At 62.4% G+C, this 26,560-nt stretch carries 25 protein-coding genes; 9 read left to right on the forward strand and 16 right to left on the reverse strand.

Going from position 1 to position 26,560, the window contains the following annotated elements:
- Positions 1-24: 24 nt before the first annotated feature.
- From mreD to FH061_RS00100, 3 genes are all read right to left on the reverse strand, one after another.
- On the reverse strand, positions 25-537 hold the full coding sequence (gene mreD, locus FH061_RS00090) for a rod shape-determining protein MreD (RefSeq protein WP_151631767.1): 513 nt from the start codon (positions 535-537) through the stop codon (positions 25-27).
- Complete coding sequence (mreC, locus tag FH061_RS31715) at positions 534-1,901, reverse strand: rod shape-determining protein MreC (protein ID WP_151631769.1); 1,368 nt, start codon at positions 1,899-1,901, stop codon at positions 534-536. The genes mreD and mreC overlap by 4 nt, the downstream gene beginning before the upstream one ends.
- A 98-nt stretch (positions 1,902-1,999) precedes the next feature.
- Positions 2,000-3,043 (reverse strand): rod shape-determining protein, encoded by a 1,044-nt coding sequence (locus FH061_RS00100; RefSeq protein ID WP_151631771.1) that lies wholly within the window; start codon positions 3,041-3,043, stop codon positions 2,000-2,002.
- A gap of 261 nt (positions 3,044-3,304) precedes the next feature.
- Between FH061_RS00100 and gatC the strand changes: the two genes are divergently transcribed.
- From gatC to gatB, 4 genes are all read left to right on the forward strand, one after another.
- Positions 3,305-3,607: an Asp-tRNA(Asn)/Glu-tRNA(Gln) amidotransferase subunit GatC gene (gatC, locus tag FH061_RS00105; protein WP_151631773.1), complete on the forward strand. Its 303-nt coding sequence runs from the start codon at positions 3,305-3,307 to the stop codon at positions 3,605-3,607.
- A gap of 48 nt (positions 3,608-3,655) precedes the next feature.
- Positions 3,656-5,116, forward strand: coding sequence for an Asp-tRNA(Asn)/Glu-tRNA(Gln) amidotransferase subunit GatA (gene gatA / locus FH061_RS00110; protein ID WP_151631775.1), 1,461 nt, complete (start codon positions 3,656-3,658; stop codon positions 5,114-5,116).
- A complete protein-coding gene (locus tag FH061_RS00115) occupies positions 5,113-5,616 on the forward strand; it encodes a hypothetical protein (protein WP_151631777.1) in 504 nt (167 codons plus the stop codon). Before gatA ends, FH061_RS00115 begins: the two co-directional genes overlap by 4 nt.
- Before the next feature lie 94 nt (positions 5,617-5,710).
- Positions 5,711-7,171 carry an Asp-tRNA(Asn)/Glu-tRNA(Gln) amidotransferase subunit GatB gene (gene gatB / locus FH061_RS00120; RefSeq protein ID WP_151631779.1) on the forward strand — a complete coding sequence of 487 codons (1,461 nt, stop codon included), beginning with the start codon at positions 5,711-5,713 and terminating at the stop codon, positions 7,169-7,171.
- Between the two features lie 648 nt (positions 7,172-7,819).
- Here gatB and pyrE read toward each other — a convergent pair.
- Complete coding sequence (gene pyrE / locus FH061_RS00130) at positions 7,820-8,485, reverse strand: orotate phosphoribosyltransferase (protein ID WP_151631783.1); 666 nt, start codon at positions 8,483-8,485, stop codon at positions 7,820-7,822.
- Positions 8,486-8,630: 145 nt separating this feature from the next.
- Here pyrE and FH061_RS00135 point away from each other — a divergent pair, with 145 nt between their 5' ends.
- On the forward strand, positions 8,631-9,428 hold the full coding sequence (locus FH061_RS00135; RefSeq protein ID WP_151631785.1) for an exodeoxyribonuclease III: 798 nt from the start codon (positions 8,631-8,633) through the stop codon (positions 9,426-9,428).
- A gap of 37 nt (positions 9,429-9,465) precedes the next feature.
- Here the strand turns inward: FH061_RS00135 and FH061_RS00140 are convergent, their stop codons facing one another.
- Genes FH061_RS00140 through metX form a run of 4 tightly spaced genes read right to left on the reverse strand, consistent with a single transcriptional unit; the run spans position 9,466 to position 13,623 of the window.
- The gene (locus FH061_RS00140) at positions 9,466-10,362 is read right to left on the reverse strand and encodes a M48 family metallopeptidase (RefSeq protein WP_151631787.1); all 897 of its coding nucleotides are present in this window, start codon (positions 10,360-10,362) and stop codon (positions 9,466-9,468) included.
- Positions 10,359-11,873: an MFS transporter gene (locus FH061_RS00145; RefSeq protein WP_151631789.1), complete on the reverse strand. Its 1,515-nt coding sequence runs from the start codon at positions 11,871-11,873 to the stop codon at positions 10,359-10,361. Before FH061_RS00145 ends, FH061_RS00140 begins: the two co-directional genes overlap by 4 nt.
- Entirely contained in the window at positions 11,870-12,481 is a 612-nt protein-coding gene (metW, locus tag FH061_RS00150; protein WP_151631791.1) for a methionine biosynthesis protein MetW, read from the reverse strand. The genes FH061_RS00145 and metW overlap by 4 nt, the downstream gene beginning before the upstream one ends.
- Complete coding sequence (gene metX / locus FH061_RS00155; protein ID WP_151631793.1) at positions 12,478-13,623, reverse strand: homoserine O-succinyltransferase MetX; 1,146 nt, start codon at positions 13,621-13,623, stop codon at positions 12,478-12,480. The genes metW and metX overlap by 4 nt, the downstream gene beginning before the upstream one ends.
- Before the next feature lie 422 nt (positions 13,624-14,045).
- Here metX and FH061_RS00160 point away from each other — a divergent pair, with 422 nt between their 5' ends.
- From FH061_RS00160 to FH061_RS00170, 3 genes are all read left to right on the forward strand, one after another.
- On the forward strand, positions 14,046-15,023 hold the full coding sequence (locus tag FH061_RS00160; RefSeq protein ID WP_151631795.1) for a Bug family tripartite tricarboxylate transporter substrate binding protein: 978 nt from the start codon (positions 14,046-14,048) through the stop codon (positions 15,021-15,023).
- Positions 15,024-15,263: 240 nt separating this feature from the next.
- Positions 15,264-15,755: a tripartite tricarboxylate transporter TctB family protein gene (locus FH061_RS00165; RefSeq protein WP_151631797.1), complete on the forward strand. Its 492-nt coding sequence runs from the start codon at positions 15,264-15,266 to the stop codon at positions 15,753-15,755.
- Between the two features lie 2 nt (positions 15,756-15,757).
- Positions 15,758-17,284 (forward strand): tripartite tricarboxylate transporter permease, encoded by a 1,527-nt coding sequence (locus FH061_RS00170; RefSeq protein ID WP_151631799.1) that lies wholly within the window; start codon positions 15,758-15,760, stop codon positions 17,282-17,284.
- An 800-nt stretch (positions 17,285-18,084) separates the two neighbouring features.
- Here FH061_RS00170 and ptsP read toward each other — a convergent pair.
- From ptsP to FH061_RS00210, 8 genes are all read right to left on the reverse strand, one after another.
- Positions 18,085-19,836 (reverse strand): phosphoenolpyruvate--protein phosphotransferase, encoded by a 1,752-nt coding sequence (gene ptsP, locus FH061_RS00175; protein WP_151631801.1) that lies wholly within the window; start codon positions 19,834-19,836, stop codon positions 18,085-18,087.
- Positions 19,837-19,876: 40 nt separating this feature from the next.
- Positions 19,877-20,146, reverse strand: a complete 270-nt coding sequence (locus tag FH061_RS00180) for an HPr family phosphocarrier protein (RefSeq protein ID WP_151631802.1) — start codon at positions 20,144-20,146, stop codon at positions 19,877-19,879.
- Positions 20,147-20,177: 31 nt separating this feature from the next.
- Complete coding sequence (locus FH061_RS00185) at positions 20,178-20,585, reverse strand: PTS sugar transporter subunit IIA (RefSeq protein ID WP_151631803.1); 408 nt, start codon at positions 20,583-20,585, stop codon at positions 20,178-20,180.
- Between the two features lie 106 nt (positions 20,586-20,691).
- Positions 20,692-21,627, reverse strand: coding sequence for a glutathione synthase (gshB, locus tag FH061_RS00190; RefSeq protein ID WP_151631804.1), 936 nt, complete (start codon positions 21,625-21,627; stop codon positions 20,692-20,694).
- Entirely contained in the window at positions 21,627-22,925 is a 1,299-nt protein-coding gene (gshA, locus tag FH061_RS00195) for a glutamate--cysteine ligase (RefSeq protein WP_151631805.1), read from the reverse strand. The genes gshB and gshA overlap by 1 nt, the downstream gene beginning before the upstream one ends.
- A gap of 495 nt (positions 22,926-23,420) precedes the next feature.
- Positions 23,421-24,956 (reverse strand): ammonium transporter, encoded by a 1,536-nt coding sequence (locus FH061_RS00200; protein WP_192804828.1) that lies wholly within the window; start codon positions 24,954-24,956, stop codon positions 23,421-23,423.
- A gap of 10 nt (positions 24,957-24,966) precedes the next feature.
- On the reverse strand, positions 24,967-25,305 hold the full coding sequence (locus tag FH061_RS00205; protein ID WP_151631806.1) for a P-II family nitrogen regulator: 339 nt from the start codon (positions 25,303-25,305) through the stop codon (positions 24,967-24,969).
- A gap of 18 nt (positions 25,306-25,323) precedes the next feature.
- A complete protein-coding gene (locus FH061_RS00210; protein WP_151631807.1) occupies positions 25,324-26,073 on the reverse strand; it encodes a TorF family putative porin in 750 nt (249 codons plus the stop codon).
- A 240-nt stretch (positions 26,074-26,313) separates the two neighbouring features.
- Here FH061_RS00210 and FH061_RS00215 point away from each other — a divergent pair, with 240 nt between their 5' ends.
- The gene (locus tag FH061_RS00215) at positions 26,314-26,559 is read left to right on the forward strand and encodes an accessory factor UbiK family protein (RefSeq protein ID WP_151632896.1); all 246 of its coding nucleotides are present in this window, start codon (positions 26,314-26,316) and stop codon (positions 26,557-26,559) included.
- Position 26,560 lies beyond the last annotated feature (1 nt).

Below are 26,560 nucleotides of genomic sequence, written 5' to 3' on the forward strand. Positions count from 1 at the left end.
AGCCAGGGCGCGCATCTTCCAATCTCAGATCGGACGCGTATCGTCGCGGTCGATCGCCCGTCTCTGGGGTGCCAGCAGAATGGCTGAAACGACAGGCCACAATGCGGCGGCAACCAGGCTTTCGAGGAAGTACATCCATCCCGGAAACTTTCCACTGACCAGCATGCGCACCACAAGTTGCACCGCCTGCATAAATAAAAGCAGGGGGAGCACGTGGGCAGCCTGCGTTCCCATCCTGAACCACAGCACGCGCCGATGGATCATGATCGAAAAATAAGACAGCAAGGTGTAGGACAAGGCATTCTCGCCGAGCAGCGTGGCGTCATGCACATCCATCAGCAGTCCCATCATGAAGGCGATGCCGATACCGACCTTGCGCGGCTGATGGATGCTCCAGAACACCAGCACCAGCGCGACGAAATCCGGCACGCCGACCCAATGCCCCCATGGCAGCAGGTTCAGCAGGAAGGCCAGCGCGATGCTGGCGGCGATAAACAGCGGATTGGCCGGCAACAGGATGTAATGCGGACTGTTCATGGCGTGGCCTTCTGCGCCGGGGCGTCAGTATTGGTCTGTGTATTGGTTTGGGTGTTGGTCGCGGGAGCCGTCCTGTTCGGCGCGGCGGACGAAGGCGCAGGCGCTGCGGCCGTCGCAGCCGGCGTCGTGGCAGCCGGGGTTCCGGCCCGAGCTGCCGGGCTTGCCGCAGCGTTTGCCGGCGCTGCCGGCTTGTTGGCTGGCGTGGCCGGCGAGACCGTACCGGCAGGTGCGGCCTGGTTCGGTGCGGGCCTGTTCGCAGGTGCCGGGACGGCGTTGCTTGCAGGCTTGGCGGGAGCGGTTGTGCTCTGCGGCGCCGGTGCAGCTGCAGCACCCGCTGCGGGCGGCTTTGCCCCCGGCGCGGCAGCGGCAGTTGGCGCTGCCGGCGCTCCTGCCGGAGTTGCAACTGCGGCTGCGGGTTTGGGCGCGTCTTTCGCAGCGTCCGCCGGCGGCTGTTCCTTGCCGGCGTCGCCATGACGCTTGCCGGCCTTGCCCTTCTCTTTTGGATTGTCCGGCTCCGGGCGCGGCGGCAGGTTCTGCTCCGTCAGCAGCACCAGCAGCTGGCGATTGCGGTCGACGCCTGCGATCGGCAGGCAGACAATGCGGGCGAAGGCATCGGACGACTTGCTCTCGACCTGCTCCACTTTCGCCACCGCAAGGCCGGCCGGGTAAATGCCATCGATGCCGGAGGTGACCAGCACGTCGCCATTCTTGATATCGGCATTGACCGGCATGAAGCGCAGGTCCAGCGAACCGGAATGGCCCTGGCCGTAGACGACGCTGCGCAAGCCGGTGCGAACCACCTGCACCGGGATGGCCTGCTCCTTGTCGGTCAGCAGCGTGACTTCCGAAGTGAACGGAAACACCCGGGTCACTTGTCCGACCACGCCGATATCGTCGATGACCGGCTGCCCGGGGCGGACGCCGTTGCGGCTGCCGCGGTCGAGAATGATCTTGCGGGTGAAGGCGTCGCGCGCATCGTAGAGAATTTCACCCATCACCGACTTGACCGGCAGCCGCTCGTTCGCATCGAGCAGCTTGCGCAGCTGCGTATTCTCGGCCTGCAGCTGCTGCACCTGCTGCAGCGTCTGGGCATTGGCGACCTGTTCCTGCTTGAGCGAGCTGTTTTCGCGCTGCACCGATGCCAGCGTCGAGAAATAGTCGCCGACCATGTAGATCGCGTCACGCGGCAGCAGCGCCACGACCTGCAGCGGGTAGAGGCCGGTGCCGACGAGCTGGCGAATCGTGCCCATGGCGCGCAGGCGCGCATCGGCAATCAGCAGGACCAGGGCAATCAGGGAGAAGAACACCACTTTGACGCGCGCGGAGGCGCCTTGCTTGAAGAGTGGCGGTGGACTGTATTCCATCAGGGGCTAACTATATTCCGGGGAAATGACAAGAAACGTCTGTCCGCCGGCGTGTCCTGCGCAGCGTTGAAGGCCAGGCAGGACACGCAGGTAAAGCATTACTCGTAGGAGAAGATCGAGCCGAGCTTGTCCATGCGCTCGAGCGCCATGCCGGAACCACGCACCACGCAGGTCAGCGGATCTTCGGCGACGATCACGGGCAGGCCGGTCTCTTCCATCAGCAGGCGGTCGAGATCGCGCAGCAGCGCGCCGCCGCCGGTCAGCATCATGCCCTTCTCGGCGATGTCGGCGCCGAGTTCCGGCGGCGTCTGCTCGAGCGCGTTCTTGACGGCGGAGACGATGTTGTTGAGCGGGTCGGTCAGCGCTTCGAGGATCTCGTTGCTCGAAATGGTGAAGGAACGCGGAATGCCTTCGGACAGGTTGCGGCCCTTGACTTCCATTTCCTTGATCTCGGAGCCCGGGAAGGCGGAGCCGATTTCCTTCTTGATCAGTTCGGCGGTCTGTTCGCCGATCAGCATGCCGTAGTTGCGGCGGATGTAGTTGACGATGGCTTCATCGAACTTGTCGCCGCCGACGCGCACCGAACCCTTGTACACCATGCCGCCCAGCGAAATGATGCCCACCTCGGTGGTGCCGCCGCCGATGTCGACCACCATCGAACCGGTCGCATCCGATACCGGCAGGCCGGCGCCGATCGCCGCCGCCATCGGCTCCTCGATCAGGTAGACCTGGGATGCGCCAGCGCCGAGCGCGGATTCGCGGATCGCGCGGCGCTCGACCTGGGTGGAACCGCAGGGAACGCAGATGATGATGCGCGGGGAAGGCTTGAACAGTTTGGAGTCGTGGACCATGCGGATGAACTGCTTGAGCATCTGCTCGGTCACGGTGAAGTCTGCGATGACGCCGTCCTTCATGGGACGGATGGCTTCGATATTGCCCGGCACCTTGCCCAGCATCTGCTTGGCTTCCTTGCCCACCGCCTGAATGGTCTTCTTGCCATTGGGGCCGCCCTGCTGGCGGATCGCCACGACCGAAGGCTCGTCCAGCACGATGCCCATGTTGCGTACGTAGATCAGTGTATTGGCAGTGCCCAGATCGATCGCCAGGTCGTTAGAAAAATAACTGCGTAAAAATCCAAACATGTATTGTCCTGAAGCGCAACGGTGGCGCGATGGTCATTGTGGTAAAAACCCCTTTCGGCATGAGGGCGAAGCCTGCCCGCCACCGAGGTATTAACCCGTCATTCTACCTTATAATTTAACCGAAATTAGTTGCGGGAAACTTCAAAAAGCGGGCGTGATACACGCATTTACCAAGGCTTTTGACAAGTTTTTGCCACAACAAAAACACATTTTGTTTTCCTGAAAATATTGCCCGACAACGGCGTGTTCCTACTGTCAATCATGTCACTCGACCTCAATGATGTTAAGCGCCTGGCACGCCTTGCGCAGCTCGACCTGGAAGAAACCCAGGCCGGCAAAACCCTCGACAAGCTCAACGGCATCTTCTCGCTTGTCGAGCAGATGCGCGCCGTCGACACCAGCGGCGTCGAACCGCTCAATCATCCGATCGCAGCCCATCAGAACAATGTAGCCCTGCGCCTGCGCGAAGACGAAGTCTCTGAGCCCAATCGCCGCGACGATTACCAGCAAGTTGCTCCGGCAACACAGGACGGCCTCTATCTCGTGCCGAAAGTCATCGAATAACCCTTGCCGGATCTCCCGCCGGTTCACATCGAACCGGCCAGCCCAACTATGCATACCAAGACTCTCAAAGAACTCTCAGCGCTGCTGCAGGCAAAACAGGTTTCCGCTACCGAACTGGCGAAGCTGTTCCTCGACCGCATCGGGCAGAGCGACCTCAATGCGTTCATCCATGTCGATGACAACCTGACACTTCAGCAGGCCGCGGAAGCCGATGCGCGCATTGCCAAAAATGACACGACGCCGCTGACCGGCATTCCCATCGCGCACAAGGACATTTTCGTCACGCGCGGCTGGCGTTCCACTGCCGGCTCGAAGATGCTCTCAAATTATGTCAGCCCCTTCGATGCAACTGTCGTCGAACAGTTCCGTGCGGCAGGTATGGTCACGCTCGGCAAGCTCAACTGTGATGAGTTCGCCATGGGTTCATCCAATGAGAACAGCCACTTCGGTGCGGTCAAGAACCCGTGGGACAAGAATGCGATCCCTGGCGGCTCTTCCGGCGGATCGGCGGCGGCGATCGCTGCGCGCCTGGCTCCGGCCGCCACCGCCACCGATACCGGCGGTTCGATCCGCCAGCCGGCGTCGCTGTGCGGCGTCACCGGCATCAAGCCGACCTACGGCCGCGTCTCGCGCTTCGGCATGATCGCTTTTGCATCATCGCTCGACCAGGGCGGCCCGATGGCCCAGACCGCGGAAGACTGCGGCCTGCTGCTCAATGCCATGGCCGGCTTCGACCCGCGCGACTCCACCAGCCTGGAGCGCCCGCGGGAAGACTTCAACCGTGACCTGAACAACAAGCTGCAAGGCCTGCGGATCGGCATCCCGCGTGAATATTTCGGCAAGGGCCTGGCGCCCGATGTCGAACAGGCAGTGCGCGCGGCCCTGTCCGAATACGAAAAGCTGGGGGCGACGCTGGTCGACATCTCGCTGCCCAAGACCGAGCTCTCGATTCCGGTGTATTACGTGATCGCGCCGGCGGAAGCCTCGTCCAACCTGAGCCGCTTCGACGGCGTGCGCTACGGCCATCGCGCCAAGGAATACAAGGATCTCGGCGACATGTACCGCAAGTCGCGCGCGGAAGGCTTCGGCGAGGAAGTCAAGCGCCGTATCCTGGTGGGCGCCTATGTGCTGTCCCATGGTTATTACGATGCTTATTATTTGCAGGCGCAAAAGATCCGCCGCCTGATCGCGCAGGATTTCCAGAACGCCTTCGGCCAATGCGACGTGATCATGGGGCCGGTATCGCCCACGGTGGCGTGGGACCTCGGCGACAAGGCCGATGACCCGGTGGCGAATTATCTGGCCGACATCTTCACGCTGTCGACCAGTCTCGCGGGCCTGCCCGGCATGTCGATTCCCTGCGGCTTCGGCCAGGGCGACAAGAATGGCAAGCGCCCGGTCGGCCTGCAGATCATCGGCAACTATTTTCAGGAAGCGAAGCTGCTCAATGTCGCCCATCAGTACCAGCAGGCGACCGACTGGCATCAGCGCGCACCGGCGGGGGTATGATGATCTCGCCGCGCGCCGCCGCACTGGCATTGCTGATGACTGGCCTGTCCGCCGGCACGACAGCCGCATCGGCCCAGCAGCTCGACACGCGCTTTTCCTGCAGCGCGGCGCGCAGCGAGATGAATGAAAAGACCATCTATGCCGACAGCGGCGAGTTCAGGCTCAGCGGCGATGCAATCGAGGCATTCCGCTGGGAGTCGTCGCTGTTTCGCAGCACCCATGGTTTCGATTGCAGCATCGACATGGACGACGGCCTGCAGGCCGAGGTACGCGACGAAACATCGCGCGTGACCTGGCGCGTCAGCCTGAAGAATGCGGCGGAGGCGCGCTTCCAGCGCGGCTACGATTTCGGCCGCAGGCTCAACTGCACGATACGGCTGGAACGCGAAGGCGATTCGCTCAACATCCGGCCGACCTGTCCGGCGCTGTGCGGATCGCGGCCCAATTTCACCGAGCTGTCGGTCAACCTGAAAACCGGAACCTGCCGGTATGACGAATAAACACGGATGACATGAATGCCCTGCCGCACCTGCGCGCCTTGACGGCAAGCGAATGCGCCAGGCACCGGTCACCAGCAAACAAGAGGACAACACCATGCAATGGGAAGTCGTAATCGGTCTTGAGACCCACGCCCAGCTCTCGACCCAATCCAAAATCTTCAGCGGCGCGTCGACGCGCTTCGGCGCCGAACCCAACACCCAGGCTTCGCCCGTGGACCTGGCCCTGCCCGGCGTGCTGCCGGTGATGAACAGGGGCGCGGTGGAACGCGCGATCCAGTTCGGCCTGGCGATCGGCGCCAAGGTCGCGCCGCAGTCGATCTTCGCGCGCAAGAACTACTTCTATCCGGATCTGCCCAAGGGTTATCAGATCAGCCAGTATGAAATCCCCGTGGTCCAGGGCGGCACGATTTCCTTCGTGCTGGAAAAGGACGGCAAGGCCGAAATGCGCACCGTGCAACTGACGCGTGCCCACCTGGAAGAGGATGCGGGCAAGTCGCTGCATGAAGACTACCAGGGCATGTCCGGCATCGACCTGAACCGCGCCGGCACGCCGCTGCTGGAAATCGTGACAGAACCCGACATGCGCAGCGCCGCCGAGGCGGTGGCCTATGCCAAGGCCTTGCATTCGCTGGTGGTCTGGCTCGGCATCTGCGACGGCAACATGCAGGAAGGCTCGTTCCGCTGCGACGCCAACGTCTCGGTGCGTCCGGTCGGCCAGAAGGAATACGGCACCCGCTGCGAAATCAAGAACCTGAACTCCTTCCGCTTCCTGGAAGAAGCCATCAACTTTGAAGTGCGCCGCCAGATCGAGCTGATCGAGGATGGCGGCAAGGTGGTGCAGGAGACCCGCCTGTACGACCCGGACCGCAAGGAAACGCGCTCGATGCGCAGCAAGGAAGACGCGCAGGATTACCGCTACTTCCCCGATCCCGACCTGCCGCCGCTGGTGATTGCGCAGGACTGGATCGAGCGCGTGCGGGCCACCATGCCCGAACTGCCGGGTGCGATGCGCGAGCGTTTCATCAATGACTATGGCCTGCCGGAATACGACGCGGCGGTGCTGACGCAGTCGAAGGCGATGGCATCCTATTTTGAAGCGGTCGTGGCCAAGGCCGGCAAGGAGCAGGCCAAGCCGGCGGCGAACTGGCTGATGGGCGACGTGTCGTCGACGCTCAACCGCGAAGGCGTGGATATCGCCGAATCGCCGGTCAATGCCGAACAGCTTGCCCTGCTGCTGCAGCGCATCGCGGACGGCACGATCTCCAACAAGATCGCCAAGGAAGTGTTTGCCGGCATGTGGGAAGCGAAGTCCGGTAATGCCGCGCTGGCCGACGAGATCATCGAGTCGAAGGGACTGAAGCAGATTTCCGACAGCGGTGCGCTGGAGAAGATCGTGGATGAGGTGCTGGCGGCGAATGCGAAGTCGGTTGAAGAGTACCGCTCCGGCAAGGAGAAGGCGTTCAATGCGATTATTGGTCAGGCGATGAAGGCGACCAAGGGGAAGGCGAATCCGGCGCAGTTGACGGAGTTGTTGAAGAAGAAGTTGGCGGAGTGAGGTTTGCCAGGCGGCTTCCCATCTTTCTCCGGTGACCCGGTGGGGTAGTCGCGTTGTGGATGCTTGCCGGGTCTGGCCCCGGCGGGCCACTTACTTTTCTTGCCTCGCCAAGAAAAGTAAGCAAAAGAAGGCGACCCCGGTGCGCAGCCCCTGCGGGGTTCCCGAAGAAAGCGCACAAGGGGTGAAAAGCTTTTACCCCATCCCCACCCTAACCCTCCCCTTGAAGGGGAGGGAATCGTGGTCGTGAGTTATGCCTCTATCATTTGGACGGTAGGACAATCCCGAAGTTTGGACCCATAGTCTTCGCCTGTTAAGCGCACTACCGTTCCCTCCCCTTCAAGGGGAGGGTTAGGGTGGGGATGGGTTGAGGTTTTCAACCCCTTGTGCGCAGCCGAAAAAGAAGCGGGTGGCGCGGAAAAGGAGCGAAGCTTGTCTGAGCCGCAGGCGAGTTTGCTTCGCTTCCCGCGCCACCCGTTTCTTTTTCGGGAACCCCGCAGGGGCTGCGTACCGGGGCCGCCTTTCTTTGCTTACTTTCTTTGGCGGAGCAAAGAAAGTAAGTGGCCCGCCGGGGCCAGTCCCGGCAAGCCTCAACGGAGAAGCCGCCGCACCGGGTCACCGAAGAGAAAACAAAAAAGACAGCCCAAAAAATCAGACAACCCCATACCGCTCACGATAAGCAGCAACCGCATCTTTGTACTTGGCCAGTTCCCCACCCTCGCCCGCAGCAGAAATATACTCCAGCAAGTCATTCAGATTCCCGATCGACACCACCGGCATCCCGTAAGCCTTCGTCACCTCCTGCACAGCCGAATTCTCGGACAACGCCCCATCCTTGCCCGAGCGCTCCATCCGGTCCAGCGCAATCAGCACCGCGCAGGGCGTCGCACCGGCGGCGCGAATCATGTCCACCGATTCCCGCACCGAAGTGCCCGCCGAGATTACGTCATCGATGATCACAACCTTGCCCTGCAGCTTGGCGCCGACGATGGTGCCGCCCTCGCCATGGTCCTTGGCTTCCTTGCGGTTGTAGGCGAAAGGCACGTTGCGGCCCTTGTTCGCCAGCGCGACCGAGGTGGCCGCCGCCAGCGTGATGCCCTTGTAGGCAGGCCCGAACAGCATGTCGAATTCGACGCCGGAATCGATCAGCGTCTGCGCATAGAAATCGGCCAGCTTGCCTAGCGTCGCGCCTTCATTGAACAATCCGGCATTGAAGAAGTAAGGCGAGTTGCGGCCGGCCTTGGTGACGAAATCACCGAAACGCAAAACGCCGGTCGAGACGGAAAAGGCAATGAATTCCTGGCGCAGTGTGCTCAAGATAAACCTCGAAAAATGAAAGAAATGACAAGCCCGGCGGCTACCCATACCAGGTTCGCGCGGCCGGAAAACCTGACATTCTAAGGCCTTATCATTCCCCTTCCGGATAAGTTATTCTAGCGGCCTCATCGTCACGCAAAGAATCATGCTCAAGATCATTTCCGCCAATCTCAACGGCATCCGCTCCGCCAGCAAAAAGGGCTTCTTCGACTGGATGGACAGGCAGTCGGCCGACTTCGTCTGCGTCCAGGAACTGAAGGCGCAGGCCGCCGACATGACGCCCGATTTCCTGCGCCCCCACAATTTCCACGGCCACTTCCATTATGCGGAGAAGAAAGGCTATTCCGGCGTCGGCGTGTATTCGCGCTATGAACCGGATGCGGTGACCATCGGCTTCGGCTGCCATGAATTCGATGCCGAGGGCCGCTACGTGCAATGCGATTTCGGCAAGCTCAGCGTGATCTCGGTGTACTGCCCTTCGGGTTCATCGAGCGAAGAACGGCAGCTGGCCAAGTTCCGCTTCATGGAGGTGTTCCTGCCGCATCTGCAGAAGCTGCGCCAGTGCGGCCAGGAAGTGGTGATCTGCGGCGACTGGAATATCGCACACAAGGAAATCGATCTGAAGAACTGGAAATCCAACCAGAAGAACAGCGGCTTTTTGCCGGAAGAGCGCGCCTGGATGAGTCGCGTGCTGGGCGAGACCGGCTGGGTTGACGTCTACCGCGCGCTGCATCCGGAAACCACCGGCGAAGCCTATACCTGGTGGAGCAACCGCGGACAGGCCTGGGCCAACAATGTGGGTTGGCGCATCGACTACCATGTGTCGACCCCCGGCATCGCCGCCAAGGCCAGCGCGGCCAGCATCTACAAGGACGAGCGCTTTTCCGACCATGCGCCGCTGACCGTCGCGTACAACGGCGCCTCCGCGTTCCTGACTGCCTGAGCCCGGCCGGCATGCGGCCGGCCCGTGCAGCGCCGGTTCAGCGGATCGGCGCGATGCCTTTCACATTCGTCTCGTACGGCGGCAGCGATGTCGGCTGCACACCCTTGGCCTTGGCATACAGCGGCATGACCGACGGCAGGTGCCGCTCCATTTCGGCGATGCGGCTCTTGCCCGCCGGGTGGGTGGAAAACCATTGCGGCGTATTGCTCTGGCTGACCATGCCCATCTTGCGCCACAGCGCGACGCCGGCGCGCGGATCGTAGCCGGCGCGGGCAACGATATCGAGACCGACCAGATCGGCTTCGGTTTCATCATCGCGGGAAAACTTCAGCATCGTCAGATTGGCAAGGCCGCCGGTGGCGGCGCCGGCCAGATTGGGATCGATGCCGAGGAAGGCCGACAGGCCGAGACCGGCGATCTTCGCGCCGGCGCTCGCCAGGCCCGACTTGGCGGCCCGCTCGCGCCCGTGCTCGCGCAGGGCATGCGCGATTTCATGGCCCATCACGATGGCCGCTTCGTCATCGGTGAGCTTGAGGTTGGTGATGATGCCGTGGAAAAAAGCAATCTTCCCGCCGGGCATGCAGAAGGCATTGATTTCCTTCGAGCCGATCAGGTTGACTTCCCATTTCCACTTGGCGGCGCGTTCATTCCAGCGGACCGCATGCGGAATCAGGTCCTTGGCGATCTTGCGCAGCCGCTGCAGCTCGGGGTGATCATCCGGCGCCAGCGCGCGCTGCTGGCTGGCCTGCTGCTTGATGCCGTTGTACTGCTGCACCGCTGCCGCTTCCAGCTCTTCCTCCGAGACAAGATTGCGCAGGGACGACATCTTGTCGACCTTCACGCCGTCCGGACTGACTTCATCCTTGGCGAAGACCGGCGGCGCAAAGGAAATCAGGGCCGCAAGAGCGAAACTCAGGGGTGCAGACAGGTTCATGGCGGAGACTCCTCGGAAGACTTCAGCACTGACTTGATCCATGGCAGCAGGGCATAGGCCGGGAAGGCGAGCACGAAGGTCAGCGCGAAGTAGGCAGCGTATCCCATTTCCTGCGCACCGATGCCGCCAGCCCATCCTGCGATGGAACGGGAAAAGGCAAAGATGGAAGATAGGATCGCATATTCCGTCGTTGCGCGGGATTTGTCGACGATCGCCATCAGGAAGGCAAGGAATGCCGCGGTGCCGAGGCCGCCGGTAAACGACTCGATCGCGCTGGCGCTGTACATCAGCACCTGGTGCGCGGTCGCGATGTCGGCGCCCTGGGCAGCGCGCGGGATGAAGTAGGCGGCGGCGACATAGCCGATATTGGACAGGGCCTGCCACAGGCCGAGCACCCACAGCGCCTTGAAGATGCCGGCGCGGTCGGTGTACCAGCCGCCGATGATGCCGCCGGCGATCGACAGGCCGAGGCCGAGGTTGACCGAGACCAGGCCGATCTGCGTGTTGGTGAAGCCGCTGTCGACCCAGAACGGCTTGATCATGAAGCCGATCGAGGAGTCCGCCAGCTTGAAGATCAAGATGAAACCGATCAGCAGCAGCGCATGCGGCTTGTTGAGCAGGGAGACGATCGCGCCGAACATCGGCCCTTTGGCCGAGGCCGCCGACAGCTGCTCCGACTGGCCGCGAATGCCCTTGGTAAACAGGATGCCCGACAACAGGATCAGGCCGACCGGCGCGCCGCCCTTGAACCACCATGCGCTCTTGTAGGGCTTGAGCCATTCGGCATCCAGCACGCCCAGCACCGGCCACAGGAGGCCGCCGATGAACAGCAGCAGCGCAACGATCAGCATCGGCTGCTGTGCCAGCGCCGACATCTCGCTGCTCAGGCTGGCGGGCGCGTCGCGCGCCGGGCGCGGCGGCTCCTTCGGCGCGAACAGGCTGAACGCGGCGATGATGAAGAACAGCACCGACGCCAGGCCGTAGGTTGAAGTCCAGCCGGCCACATCGGAGAACCACAGCAGGATGCCGGCGGCCAGCATGCCGACCCGGTAGAAACCGATACGGAAGCCGTTGGCCAGACCGAGCTCGCGCTTGTCGAGCTGTTCGATGGTGTAGCCGTCGATGGCGATGTCATTGGTGGCCGACAGCGCGGTGAAGGCGCCGATGGCGAACCAGACCCAGGGGCCGAATCCCGCTTCCCTGGCGCAGATGATCATCACGATCCCCATGCCGACATCGGCGGCCGCCATCCAGTAGCGGTGGCGTCGGGTGAAGTCGATCAGCGGCGCCCACAGGAACTTGAGCGTCCATGACAGGCCGAGCAGGCTGAGCAGTCCGATTTTCGAGAGCTCGATCCCCTGTTGCCGGAAATACACCGGGAATAGATCGAAGAACAAGCCGAGCGGGAAGCCTTCTGAAAAATACATCAGGCTGATCCAGAACAGCTTGGAACGAAGAAGCTTGGGAGGTGCGGCTGCGGGGGCGGCAGCCTGGCTTGCGGGAACGCTCATGCGGGAGATTTCTTACGTAAACGGAACACGGCAAGGCTACCACGCCAGTTCGGAAGAAACGTCACGGGCTTGCCGTCGTGCAACGCTATGCACTCGAGCACTTCGAGCCCCACTTGGTTGGCAAGTTCCTGAAAATCGTAAATAGTTGCGCAGCGGACATTCGGCGTGTCATACCATTCATACGGCAGCGATTTCGACACCGGCATCCGGCCGCCGACCAGCGCCATCCGGTGTGGCCAATATGCAAAGTTGGGAAATGACACGATGGCTTCCCGTCCCACCCGGGCAATGTCGCGCAGCACGCCTTCCACGTTCTTCATCATCTGCAGCGCCGACAGGCATAGCACCGTGTCGAAGGCATTATCGGCAAACATGGCCAGGCCGCTTTCCAGGTCCTGCTGGATGACGGCCACGCCGCGCTCGATGCACAGCGGTATCTTGGCATCGTCGATCTCGACGCCGTAGCCGATGCAGTGCTTGTCGGTCTGCAGGTACTGCAGCATCACGCCGTCGCCGCAACCCAGGTCCAGCACGTGCGAAGCCGGATTGACCCAGTGTGCGATAAAGGCAAGGTCCGCGCGCAGCACGCTCAGTTCATGGAAATTCATGCCGGCCTCCCTTCGATGTCCTGCCATACCCTGTCGTAATAGGCACGTACGGTATTCATGTAGCGCCCGTCCTCCAGCAGGAAGGCGTCGTGGCCGTGCGGCGCGGCGATTTCCGCATAGGAGACCTTGCGCTTGTTCTTGACCAGCGCCTGCACGATCTCCCGGCTGCGCTCCGGCGAGAAGCGCCAGTCGGTGGTGAAGGACACCACCAGGAATTGCGCCTGCGTCGGCTCCAGCGCCTTGGCGAGATCGTCGCCGCAATCCCTGGCCGGGTCGAAGTAATCGAGCGCCTTGGTGATCAGCAGATAGGTGTTGGCATCGAAATATTCGGAAAACTTGTCGCCCTGGTAGCGCAGGTAGGATTCGATCTCGAAATCGATGCCGAAACCGAACTGGTAGCCGCCGTTGCGCAGGTCGCGGCCGAATTTCTGGGCCATGCTGTCGTCGGACAGGTAGGTAATGTGGCCGACCATGCGCGCCACCCGCAGGCCGCGCTTGGGCACCACGCCGTGCGCATAGAAGTCGCCGCCGTGGAAATCGGGATCGGTCAGGATGGCCTGGCGGGCGACGTCGTTGAAGGCGATGTTCTGCGCCGACAGCTTCGGCGTGGAGGCGATCACGATGCAGTGGCGCAGCCGCTCCGGAAAGATCATGCTCCAGGAAAAGGCCTGCATGCCGCCGAGCGAGCCGCCCATCACCGCGGCGAACTGGCGGATGCCGAGCGCATCGGCAAGCCGCGCCTGGGCTCGCACCCAATCCTCGACGGTCACTACCGGGAAGTCGGCGCCGTAGGGCTTGCCGGTGGCCGGATTAGTGTGCATCGGGCCGGTCGAGCCGAAACAGGAGCCGAGGTTGTTGACGCCGATGACGAAGAAGCGGTCGGTGTCGAGCGGCTTGCCGGGACCGACCATGTTGTCCCACCAGCCGACGCTCTTGCTGCCGTCCGCGTTTTCATAGATGCCGGCGACATGATGCGAGGCATTGAGCGCATGACAGACCAGCACCGCGTTCGAGCGGTCGGCATTGAGCTTGCCGTAGGTCTCGTAGACCAGCGTGTAGCCGGACAGCGAGGCGCCGCCGGACAGCGGCAGCGGCTCGGCGAAATGCATCGATTGCGGCGTAACGATTCCAACAGATGACATAGGGTTCCAGAAGAAAGCCGCGGGACTCCGCCCGCGGCAAGTGAATTCCTGTGCCTCACCATCCTGCGCACCAAAACAAAAAGCCCGAGAAGCGGACAGCTTTCGGGCTATTGGGGCGCATAGTGGGGCACGCTTTAGCCGTATTTATTACGCGCCCGCAAGCTGATTATCAAATCGGCGCCTTGCATAAGAATAACTAAGTCGGCCAAGCCCGTCAAACCGTTATCGGCAAGGCTGGCGCCGCGCCGGGCGGTTTTGGCCGGACGCGGCGGCAAACCGTGGATTGTTCGGGATATAAGCAGAAAACCGGGAATCGAAAGCTAACTGCAAGCCAAGGTCGTTTAAAGTAGAAAAAGGTGCACAAACCCGGGCACTTGGCCATCTAACCACCGGGGTTACCAATCCGAACAAGGAGATCAAACATGAAAGCAGGAAAGCATTCCCTCAGCCGCTGGCTGCTCACTTCCGTGACCGCGCTCGGCTTCATCGCCAGCGCCCCGGCCCTGGCAATCGATACCGTCAAGGTGCTGGTGCCGGCCAATCCGGGCGGCGGCTGGGATCAGACCGGCCGTGCCTTGCAGGCGGCGATCCAGCAGGCTGGTGACGTCAAGAAAGTCCAGGTGGACAACAAGGGCGGCGCCGCCGGCACCATCGGCCTGGCGCAGTTCGTCAATTCGGCCAAGGGCGACGGCGGCGCGCTGCTGATCGGCGGCAGCGTGATGGTGGGCGGCATCGCCCTCAACAAGTCGCCGGTCAACCTGTCGCAGGTAACACCCATCGCGCGCCTGACAGGCGAGTATGACGTGCTGGTGGTTCCCGCCAGCTCGCCCATCAAGTCGGTCAAGGATCTGGTCGCGCAGTTCAAGGCCAACCCGGGCAGCGTTTCCTGGGGCGGCGGCTCCGCCGGCGGCACCGACCACATCATCGTGGCGATGATCGCGCAGGCAACCGGCGTCGACGTCAGCAAGATCAACTACATTCCGTTCGCCGGCGGCGGCGAGGCGCAGGCAGCCATCATGGGCGGCCACGTGACTGTCGGCCTGTCCGGCTACAACGAGTTCGCCGGCCAGATCGAGGCCAAGAAGCTGCGCCCGATCGCCGTGACTTCCGGCAAGCGCCTGCCCGGCATCGAAGTGCCGACCCTCAAGGAGGAAGGCGTCGATGTCGAGCTGTCGAACTGGCGCGCGGTATTCGCGGCTCCCGGCATCAACGACCAGCAGAAGAAAGAGCTGATGGCGGTCGTCGACAAGGCCGTGCGCAGCAAGAGCTGGCAGGATGCGCTGGCCAAGAACGGCTGGAGCGATGCCTACCTGCCCGGCGATGCGTTCAAGACTTATCTCGACAGCGAGATTACCAAGACCGAAAAAATCATCAGCAACCTCGGCCTGGCGAAGAAGTAAGCCGTTGAGGACCGGTGCCCCGCAGGGGCTGCCGGTCCGCTAGTGTGCCGGCTACTGACCACAGTCGCCACCATCGTCCATCCCATCCTTCGATAACCCGCTCTCCCTTCCCGGGAGGGCGGGCAATCGCATGCGCGACGATATTCCCGACGCCGTCAGATCAGACCGCATGCCGATAACGCTTGCCGTTGCGGCGACCTTGGGCTAAACCAAAGATATCCTTCACTTCTAGGTGACAACATGACATCTCGTTCTCCTATCGTTTTCGGAGAGCTGCTGGTCTCGCTCGGCCTGATCGGCCTGGGGATCTTCACGCTGGTCGGAACGCAAGACATTTCCGGCGGCGGCGGCTATTCCCAGATCGGGCCGCGCGCCTTTCCCAACATGATCGGCGCCGGGCTGCTGATTCTCGGCGGCATCCTGATCTGGCAGGCGGTTTCCGGCGGCTGGCGCAACGTGCCGGAGGACGAAGCGCATCACACCCCCGACTGGCTGGCGTTCGGCATCCTGTCGGCGGCGGTGCTGCTGCACATGGCCGCCATTGCCTGGGCCGGCTTCATCCTGGCCTCGACCTTCCTGTTCATCCTGATCGCGCGCGGCTTCGGCAGCCGCAAGCTGGTGCGCGACATCGTGGTCGGCCTGATCCTGTCGACCGGCGCCTATTTCATCTTCACCCGCGGCCTCGGCCTCAATCTGCCGGCCGGTCTCCTCGGCTTCCTGGGAGGCGCATAAGCATGGACATCCTCAACTCCCTGTTATCCGGTTTCGCGGTGGCGATGACCCTGCAGAACCTGCTGCTCGGCTTCATCGGCGTCACCCTTGGCACCCTGGTCGGCGTGCTGCCCGGCGTGGGCCCGGCACTGACCGTGGCCCTGCTGCTGCCGGCCACCGGCAGCTTCGACCCGACCGGCGCGCTGATCATGTTCGCCGGCATCTATTACGGCGCGATGTACGGCGGTTCGACCACCTCCATCCTGCTCAATACGCCGGGTGAATCGGCCACCATCGTCACCGCGCTGGAAGGCAACATGATGGCCAAGCGCGGACGCGCCGGTCCGGCGCTGTCGACCTCGGCGATCGGTTCCTTCGTCGCCGGCACCATCTCGGTGGTGCTGCTGACCGCGGTGGCCCCGCTGGTGGTCAATGTGGCGCTCAAGTTCGGTCCGACCGAATACTTCTCGGTGATGGTGCTGGCCTTCGTCACGGTCTCCACCCTGCTGGGATCTTCGATGGCGCGCGGCCTCGCCAGCCTGTTCTTCGGCCTGTGGATCGGCCTGATCGGCATCGACGGCCAGACCGGCCAGGCACGCTTCACCATGGGCATTCCCGAACTGCTCGACGGCATCGATGTCGTGGTGGCGGCGGTCGGCCTGTTCGCGGTCGGCGAGACCCTCTACCTGGCAACCTACCTGAACAAGACGGAAGACAAGCTGGAGCAGGTCAAGGGTTCCATCTGGATGTCCAAGGCGGACTGGGCCCGCTCCTGGAAGCCCTGGATTCGCGGCAGCTTCCTTGGCTTTCCGATCGGCGCGATGCCTGCCGGCGGCGCCGAGATCCCGACCTTCCTGTCGTATGCGATCGAGAAGAAGCTGAGCAAGCATCCCGAGGAATTCGGCAAGGGCGCGATCGAAGGCGTGGCCGGTCCGGAAGCGGCCAACAACGCCGCCAGCACCGGCACGCTGGCGATGCTGCTGACCATCGGCCTGCCGACGTCGGCCACCGCCGCCATCGTGCTGGCCGCCTTCCAGCAATACGGCCTGCAGCCGGGCCCGCTGCTGTTCGAGACCCAGCCGCTGCTGGTCTGGGGCCTGATCGCATCGATGTATATCGGCAATATCCTGCTGCTGGTGCTGAACCTGCCGCTGGTCGGCCTGTGGATCAAGCTGCTGTCGATTCCGCGTCCGCTGCTCTACGGCGGCATCCTGATCTTCGCCACGCTCGGTGCCTACGGCCTGCGCAATTCCTGGTTCGACCTGCTGCTGCTCTACATCATCGGCCTGATCGGCTTCCTGATGCGCCGCTACGATATTCCGGTGGCGCCGACCATCGTCGGCATGATCCTCGGCCCGATAGCGGAGCAGCAGCTGCGCCGCGCGTTGTCGATCAGCCAGGGCGACCCGTCGATCTTCTTCACCCATCCGATTTCGGCCAGCGTGCTGGGGCTGACCGCGGTGCTGCTGATCGCACCGGCGGTGTGGAAGCGCGTGAACGCGAAGAAGCGCGGCGCCGCCTCCGGGGGCGAAGCCTCGGTATCGACCTGACGCCTGCAGACATCGTCAGGAACTTCCATGAACAAGAGGGCCGCAAGGCCCTCTTTTCATTTGTGCCGCAACGTCATCGGCTGGACGGCGCCTGTCCGGGGCCACAGGCAACCACGTGGCCGTGCAAGCCGATGGAACCGTTTGCGCCTGATGCCACTCACCATAGGAATTTGACGGAATTGTTGTGTGCGGGGCGCAAGTCCCGCGGAAAGTGAAGGAGAAAGACGGTCTGGACGGGAGTTCGATTCTCCCCATCTCCACCAAATGGCGACGGTACGGCAGCTTGAAGCGATTGCCGTCGCCATCTGACGGGGGTGACCTGGTTTCGACAGGCGGTACGAGTAACCGGATCTACAGCACGTCAGGCGTCTGACGTTAATAGCGCAAAACCAATAAACGCTAACACGTTTATGTCGAAGGTAACGGACGTCGGCCACAACTATGCCGGCTTTGCTGCCAACGACAGCCGCTTCCAGTTGGTCGCCAACGCGTAATTGACTGAAGCCGAGTATCCGGCCCCTTCGCGAGAAGGCTTGGGAACAGAAAGGCCGGACCGACACAAGCGTAAATTCATCGTTTGCATTGTGAGCCGGGCGGGAAGTGGGGAATGCGGTGATTCTCCGTAGCCGGCGACCGTAGAGGGGGCTCCCTGTATCACTGAGAGCCATATTTTTACCAGGAAAAATGCGCGGGCACGAAGGCCGCCTCTATTCGCCTGTATCGCCTTGCCTTGCCGAGCGCGTCTCATGGAACGCGCGAAAAGACGCGATCTCATGACATGGAATGGCTGGAGATCGGTATCAGATGCCGCGCAGCTGCTCCACCGCCGCGGCGATCGCCGCGGGCTCCATCGCCTTCAGAATCTTCTTCATGTGCGGCGCGATTTCATTGAGGTCGCTGTTGAGGATTTCCTGCTTCACCGCCAACAGCTGGGTGGGATGCATCGAGAACTCGCGCAGGCCCATGCCGAGCAGCAGGCGCGTGAGCTTGGTGTCGCCCGCCATTTCGCCGCATACCGACACCGGCACGCCGGCCTTGGATGCGGTGGCGATGGTACTGGCCAGCAGGTAGATCACCGCCGGGTGCAGCGGATTGTAGAGATGCGCCACCTCGTGATCGGCGCGGTCGATCGCCAGCGTGTACTGGATCAGGTCGTTGGTGCCGATCGACAGGAAATCCATGCGCTTGACGAACAGCGGCAGCGTCAGTGCCGCCGCCGGGATTTCGATCATCGCGCCTACCTGGATCAGCGGGTCGAACTTCTTGCCGGCGTCGCGCAGCTGCGCCTTGGCCTGCTCGACCATGGCCAGCGACTGGTCGATCTCGAAGGCGTGCGCCAGCATCGGAATGAGCAGCTTGATCGGACCATAGGCCGATGCGCGCAGGATGGCGCGCAGCTGGGCCAGGAACATCTGCGGCTCGGCCAGGCAGAAGCGGATGGCGCGCAGGCCGAGCGCGGGATTGAGCGCGGTGTGCTCGACCGTGTCGAGCGGCTTGTCGGCGCCGATGTCAAGCGTGCGGATCGTGACCGGCCTGCCCTTCATTGCCGTCACCGCCTGGCGGTAGGACTCGAACTGCTCATCCTCGGAAGGCAGCTTGTGGGCATGGCCGGTGCGGCCCATGAACAGGAATTCGGAGCGGAACAGGCCCACACCCATGGCGCCGGCTTCCAGCGCCGGCGGGCAGTCTTCCGGCAGCTCGATATTGGCCAGCAGGGTGATGGCCGTGCCGTCCTTGGTGACGGCCGGGGTTTTCCTGAGCTTGCTGAGCTTCTTGCGGTCGCGCAGCAGGCGCGTCTGGCGTTCGCGGTACTGCTCCAGCACATTCGGCGCCGGGTCGACAATCACCACGCCGGCATCGCCGTCGATCACCACCCAGTCGTCCTGCTGGATCAGCGCCGAGGCGTTGTACATGCCGACGGCTGCCGGAATGTCGAGGCTGCGGGCGACGATCGCGGTATGCGAATTCTGGCCGCCGAGATCGGTGACGAAGCCGCCGAAGGCGCGGTCCTTGAACTGCAGCATGTCGGCCGGCGAGATGTCGTGGGCGACGACGATCATGCGGCCGGCGGATTCCTCGCCGTCGGCTTGCGGCGGCAAGGGCGTGGCGGTGCCGGTGAGCACTTTCAGCACGCGCTCGCCGACCTGCTGGATGTCGCTCTTGCGCTCGCGCAGGTAAGCATCCTCGATCTCGTCGAACTGCGCCGACAATTCATCGATCTGCGTCACCAGCGCCCATTCGGCGTTGTAATGGCGGGAGCGGATGATGTCGAGCGGCACCTCGGCGATCATCGGATCCGAGAGGATCAGCGCATGCACGTCGATGAAGGCCCCGAGTTCGGCCGGAGAATCCTTGGGCAGTTCGTTCCAGATGGTCTGCAGTTCGCGATGCACGGTGGCGATGGCTTTCTGCAGGCGCTGCACTTCCGCCTCGACCTGTTCTTCCGAGACCAGGTAGTGCTTGACCTCGAGTGCCGCCGGCGCAAGCAGATGGGCGCGGCCGATTGCGATGCCGCGTGATACAGGAATGCCATGGAGCGTGAAGGAAGCCATCGATGTGCCTGTGCCTGATCGTGAACGGGATGAACCGAGCCTATTCGCCTTCGCCGAACCTGTTCTGGATCAGCTCGACCAGCGCATCGAATGCTTCCTTCTCGTCCGCGCCGTCGGTTTCGAGCGTGACCTTGGCGCCCTTGCCGGCGGCCAGCATCATCACGCCCATGATGGACTTGGCATTGACCCGCCTGGCATTGCGGCTGATCCAGATTTCGCTCTTGTACTTTGCCGCGAGCTGGGTGAGCTTGGCCGACGCGCGCGCATGCAAACCAAGCTTGTTGACGATTTCGATTTCCTGTTGAATCATGTCTCGTGGTCTTTTTCTTGTGTCAGCGTATTCAGTTGGGAGAAAGGCGAACGCGGTTGTCGACCCGCACGGCGCCGCTCTGCCCGCCCGCGAGCGCCATTTCGACAACAACGTCAATCGTATCATTGCGATAGGTCAGCGCCCGCAGCAGCATGGGCAGACTGATGCCGGCGATCACTTCCACATGGCCGGGGCTGCACAGCCGCAGGGTGCAGTTGGACGGCGTGCCGCCCATGACATCGGTGATGACCAGCACGCCGGAGCCGTCGTCGAGCCGGATGATCGCTTCCTGGGCCGCGCGGTTGACTTCACCGGTATCCTGGTCGGCCCGCACATCGATGGCCTCCATGCGGTCAGGCCGCGCACGGAATACATGAGTGGCCGCCTCGATGAAGGCATTGCCCAGCGGCGCGTGCGTTAAAAGGAGAATCCCTATCATGATGGTTCTTTGAGAAGACCGGCCGCGGACATCGCGCGGGCACATGCCGCACTGCCTCCGGCGGTACCGGTCCTTGCAGTTACCGGTGCCTGGGCACCTGTCATTGTCATTGTCTTTCCAGCGCGTCGATGAACATGCCGGCCACATTGAATCCGGTCTGCTGTGCGATTTCCTGGAAGCAGGTCGGGCTGGTGACGTTGATCTCGGTCATGCAGTCGCCGATGATATCCAATCCTACCAGCATCAGGCCGCGTTCAAACAGGATAGGCGCAAGCGTCTCGCCGATTTCCCGGTCGCGCTCGGAGATCGGCTGGGCCACGCCGAGGCCGCCGGCGGCGAGATTGCCGCGCACTTCGCCGCCCTGGGGAATGCGCGCCAGGCAATAGGGCACGACCTGTCCGCCGATCAGCAGCACCCGCTTGTCGCCCTTGACGATGTCGGGAATGTAGCGCTGCGCCATGATGGAATGGGCGCCGTTGGATGTCAGCGTCTCGATGATGGAACCGAGGTTCATGCCGTCTTCCCTGACCCGGAAGATGCCGGTGCCGCCCATGCCGTCGAGCGGCTTGAGGATCACGTCCTTGTGCTGCGCATGGAAGGCCTTCAGCCGCGCGGCATCGCTGGTGACCAGCGTGGGCGAGGTGAATTGCGGGAACTGGGCGATCGACAGCTTTTCATTGTGGCTGCGGATCGCTTCCGGCCGGTTGAACACCCGTGCGCCCTGCCTCTCCGCGATCTCGAGCAGATAGGTGAGGTAGACGTATTCCATGTTGAACGGCGGATCCTTGCGCACCAGCACCGCGTCGAACATGTCCAGCGACACCGGGGCCGCCGGATCGGCGCGATACCATTCCTCGGCATCGCCGGTCATGGAGATGCGCGCCACGCTGGCCGTCACGCGGTCGCCCTCGAAGGCCATGTCCTTCTGCTGGAAGGCATAGACTTCATGGCCGCGCCTTGCGGCCTCGGCCATCATGGCGAAGGTGGTGTCCTTGTAGATCTTGAAGTGATCCAGCGGGTCGGCGAGGAAAGCGAATTTCATCAGTAGACTTCCGGGTTGGGATCGGTCTTTTCCAGCTCAATGGACGCGGCCAGCAGGGCCATGCGCGCGACCACGCCGTACATGTAGAAGCGGTTCGGCGGCGCGGTGCCGGGCTTGGCCTGCAGGTCGGGCAGCGCATGCTGCTGGGCGAAGGCCAGCGGCACGAAATGCGCGCCCGGCGAATTGAGGTTTTCGTCGACGCCGCGCTCGGCATGCACCCGGTAGAAGCCGCCCACCACATAGCGGTCGATCATGTAGACCACCGGTTCGGCCACCGCGTCGTTGATGTGCTCGAAGGTATGCACGCCTTCCTGGATGATGACGTCGGACACCTCCAGGCCTTCCTTGACCACCGACATCTTGTTGCGCTGCTTGCGGTTGAGGTCGCGCACTTCGCTCGCGTCCCTGACCGTCATGATGCCCATGCCGTAGGTGCCGGCGTCGGCCTTGACGATCACGAAAGGCGTTTCCTTGATGCCGTATTCCTTGTACTTCTTGCGGATCTTGGTCAGCAGCATGTCGACGTTGGTCGCCAGACATTCTTCGCCGGTGCGCTCCTGGAAGTTGATCTCGCCGCAGCGGGCGAAATACGGATTGAGCATCCAGCCGTCGACGTCGATCAGCTTGGCGAACTTCTTGACCACCTCGTCATAGGCGGCGAAGTGGTTGGTCTTGCGGCGCACCGCCCAGCCGGCATGCAGCGGCGGCAGCAGGGTTTGCTCATGCAGGCCTTCGAGCACCGAAGGGATGCCCGACGACAGGTCGTTGTTGAGCAGCACGGTGCAGGGGTCGAAATTCTTCAGGCCGAGGCGGCGGCCGTTGGCGGAGCGCTCCAGCGGCTCCAGCGTCAGCGTGCTGCCGTCGGGCAGGTCGATGTTGGTCGGTTCCTTGACGTCGTCGGACAGCGAGCCGAGCCGCACATTGAGACCGGTCTGGCGGAAGATCTGGATCAGGCGGGCGACGTTCTGCAGATAGAAGGTGTTGCGGGTATGGCGCTCGGGAATCAGCAGCAGATTCTTCGCGTCGGGGCAATATTTCTCGATGGCGGCCATGGCGGCCTGCACGGCCAGCGGCAGCATTTCCGGCGACAGGTTGTTGAAACCGCCCGGAAACAGGTTGGTGTCGACCGGCGCCAGCTTGAAACCGGCATTGCGCAAGTCCACCGAACAATAGAACGGCGGGGTATGTTCCTGCCACTCGAGACGGAACCAGCGTTCGATGGCCGGGGTCGCGGCCAGGATTTTCTTTTCAAGATCGAGTAGCGGACCATTCAGGGCCGTGACGAGGTGCGGAACCATATAAACCTTCCAAATATGAGGTGCTCTATTAAACCGGCCGGCCGTTGGCCTTGATGCCAGGCCCCAGGCCCTTCTCCCATTTGCCTGCGGCTCGCCCGGTAACGGGAAGCGGCAGATCGCGGCATGCCAGGTTTTCAAGAGAAAATCCGAGACGTTTGTCAGGCTACCGCTCGCACACCCGAGATCGGGGCGACACGGCGCTTTTCAACTCGCCGTCGCGGATTTGCCATGTCGGAACGATGTTGATTCTAATGGTAATCCTCGAACTGCGTGGACGGCTTGCGGCGGAAGTGCCAATAACATCACGGTTTGTGTGGGTACACCGGCAGGATGCACGGCGGTCTGCCGCACGATTGTTGCGTAAATGGCAAATACCGGCACAGACAGGCTGCCGCAGTTTCTGTACAGGCCGTGAAATCGGAAAGAAAAGACGCCTCCGGGGAGGCGTCTTGATCCCGCAGGGAAGCGGGAGAATGGAACCGCGCTGCCGAATGCTTACATGTGGTAAGCGGATTCGCCGTGGCTGGAGATATCGAGGCCTTCGCGCTCTTCTTCCTCCGGCACGCGCAGGCCGACGATCAGATCCACCAGCTTGAAGGCGATGAAGGCAACAACGCCGGACCAGAGTGCCGTCACCAGAACGCCTTCGAACTGAATCCAGACCTGGCCCGCGATCGAGTAGTCTTCGGCGACCTTGTTGGCAACATAGTCATAGATGCCGGTACCGCCCAGCGACGGTGCTGCGAACACGCCGGTGAGCAGCGCACCGAGGATGCCGCCGACGCCGTGCACGCCGAACACGTCGAGCGAGTCATCGGCGCCGAGCATGCGCTTGAGGCCGTTGACGCCCCAGAGGCAGACGATACCCGCCAGCAGGCCGATGACCAGTGCGCCCATCGGACCGACGAAACCGGCGCCGGGCGTGACTGCAACCAGGCCCGCGACGGCACCGGAAGCGGCGCCGAGCATCGACGGCTTGCCCTTGCCCATCCATTCGCCGAAGGACCAGGACAGCGTCGCGGCGGAAGTTGCCAGGATGGTGTTGACCAGGGCCAGGCCGGCGGCGGCGGTGGATTCATACGCCGACCCCGCATTGAAGCCGAACCAGCCCACCCACAGCAGCGATGCGCCGATCATGGTCATGGTCAGGGAGTGCGGCGCCATCGATTCCTTGCCGTAGCCGACACGCTTGCCGATGACATAGGCACCCACCAGGCCGGCGACCGCGGCATTGATGTGAACCACGGTGCCGCCGGCGAAGTCGAGCGCGCCCTTCTGGAACAGCCAGCCCGCGGTGGCAGTCGCGGCTTCGGCTGCGGCGGCATCGGTGTAGGCATCCGGGCCGGCCCAGAACCAGACCATGTGCGCGATCGGCAGATAGGAGAAGGTGAACCACAGCACGATGAACAGCAGCACGGCGGAAAACTTGATGCGCTCCGCGAATGCGCCGACGATCAGGCCGCAGGTGATGGCCGCGAAGGTTGCCTGGAAGGCCACGAACACGTACTCGGGAATGACCACGCCCTTGCTGAAGGTGGCGGCCATCGATTCGAGGTTGATCCCCTTCAGGAACAGCCGGTCGAAGGAACCGATGAAGCTTCCGCCGGTGGTGAAGGCAAGCGAATAACCGTAGATCGCCCACAATACCGTGATCAGCGAGAAGATCATGAACACCTGCATCAGGATCGACAGCATGTTCTTCGAGCGGACCAGGCCGCCGTAGAACAGGGCCAGGCCCGGGATGGTCATCAGGATCACCAGCACGGTGGCCGTCATCATCCAGGCAGTATCACCCTTGTTGGGGACCGGTGCCGCGGCAGGTGCTGCCGAGGGCGCGGCGGGTGCTGCTGCTGCAGCGGCCGCGGGTGCGGTGGCGGCCGGAGCTTCGGCGGCCGGCGCCGCGGCCTGCGCCACGACGGTGGCGGTCGCCTCGGGTTTTGCGGCTTCATCCGCAGCCAGCGCCGGCTGCGCGAAACCGACCGCGAACAGCAGCGTGCTGGTCGCGAGGAAGCTTGCAAGTAATTTCTTCATTGAAATCTCCTTAGAGGGCGTCTTTGCCGGTTTCGCCCGTGCGGATACGGACGACTTGTTGCAGGTCGTAGACGAAGATCTTGCCGTCGCCGATCTTTCCGGTACGCGCGGCACTCTCGATGGCTTCGATGGCGCGCTCGACGATGGCATCGTCGACGGCCGCTTCGATCTTGGTCTTGGGCAGGAAATCCACCACGTATTCCGCGCCGCGATACAGCTCGGTGTGGCCCTTCTGGCGGCCGAAGCCCTTGACCTCGGTCACGGTGATGCCCTGCACGCCGATCGCGGAGAGCGACTCGCGCACCTCATCCAGCTTGAAAGGTTTGATGATCGCAGTGATCAGTTTCATGATGAACCTCGACGGGGTTTAGAAAGTCTTGGAAAGCGACACGACGACCGTGCTCTTGCTCACGTCTTTCGAACGGGTGCCGCTGGCGTTCGAATAGGTGTACGAACCGGATTCCGCATTCGAGCCGACATACGCCAGGCCCAGCGTGGCGAAGCCGAAATCGCGGGAAACGCCGATCTTGTAATCGGTATAGTCGAAGGCGCCGTAGTTCTTGAACTTCTGGCGGCCGACGTGCAGGCCCAGCGTGGTCTTCTCGGCGATTTCGAAGTTGGCGTTCAGGTCGAGGTAATAGGAACCGTCGGCATTGGTGAAGCCGAAGTAGTCATCGCTGATCGCATGGCTGTACTTGGCGGAGAACCATTTGTAGGTCGCGCCGACATAGAGCTCCAGCGCATCGGGCTTGACGCCGGCGATGGATGCGCCCGGGTAGTAGTACTTCAGCAGGCCGACATCGGCGGTCAGATCGGGCATGACTTCAAACTTGTAGCCGCCGTACAGGTCCATCTCAAGGCTGGCGCCGTCGGGATACTGGTTGCCGCTGACGTTGGAGTTCCAGTTACCCACATAGAAGCCGCTGCTGTGCGCGTAATCGAAGCCGCCCTGGATGGTCGGCCTGCGGTAAGTCTGGGAAATGCCACGGAAACGATAGTCGCTTGCCAGGGTGACGTTGCCGGTAAAGGTATGCTCCGGGGCGGCGGCTGCTTGCTGTGCCGAGGCGGAAGTTGCGAATGCAGCGAAAACGGCGGCAGCAAGAATCATTTTTTTCATTGCGGTTTCCCTTTTTTGTATGAGTTGGACAGACACTGGTATTGCATATTTCCAACTACTTAGCAGGACTCATGCCACCGTTTTCATGCCACAATTGCGTTATCTTTTTTTACATTTCCCGCATGCCTGGCCGTGGAATGCACCGCATTTGGAGCCTCGCACCATTTGAGACGCACCAGACTGAAGCGCCCCGGCCCTCTCGCACCAGACGGGTGCGGTTTCTTAGAACAAGGATTGATGATGGACAAGAACAACTTCTTTAACGATCTGCAGAGCAAGATCAATCAGGTCATCGAAAACTCGCCGATGAAGGATGTCGAGAAAAACGTGAAGGCCATGATGACCCAGGGTTTCTCGAAGCTCGACCTGGTCACCCGCGAGGAATTCGAGATCCAGGCGCAGGTGCTCGCCAGAACGCGGGCCAAGCTCGAAGCGCTCGAAGCGCGCGTTGCCGAACTGGAAATCCTGCTGAAGACGCCGAAATAGA

It is taken from the genome of Noviherbaspirillum aerium (genome assembly GCF_008929045.1).
GTDB classification, from domain to species: Bacteria; Pseudomonadota; Gammaproteobacteria; order Burkholderiales; family Burkholderiaceae_D; genus Noviherbaspirillum; species Noviherbaspirillum aerium.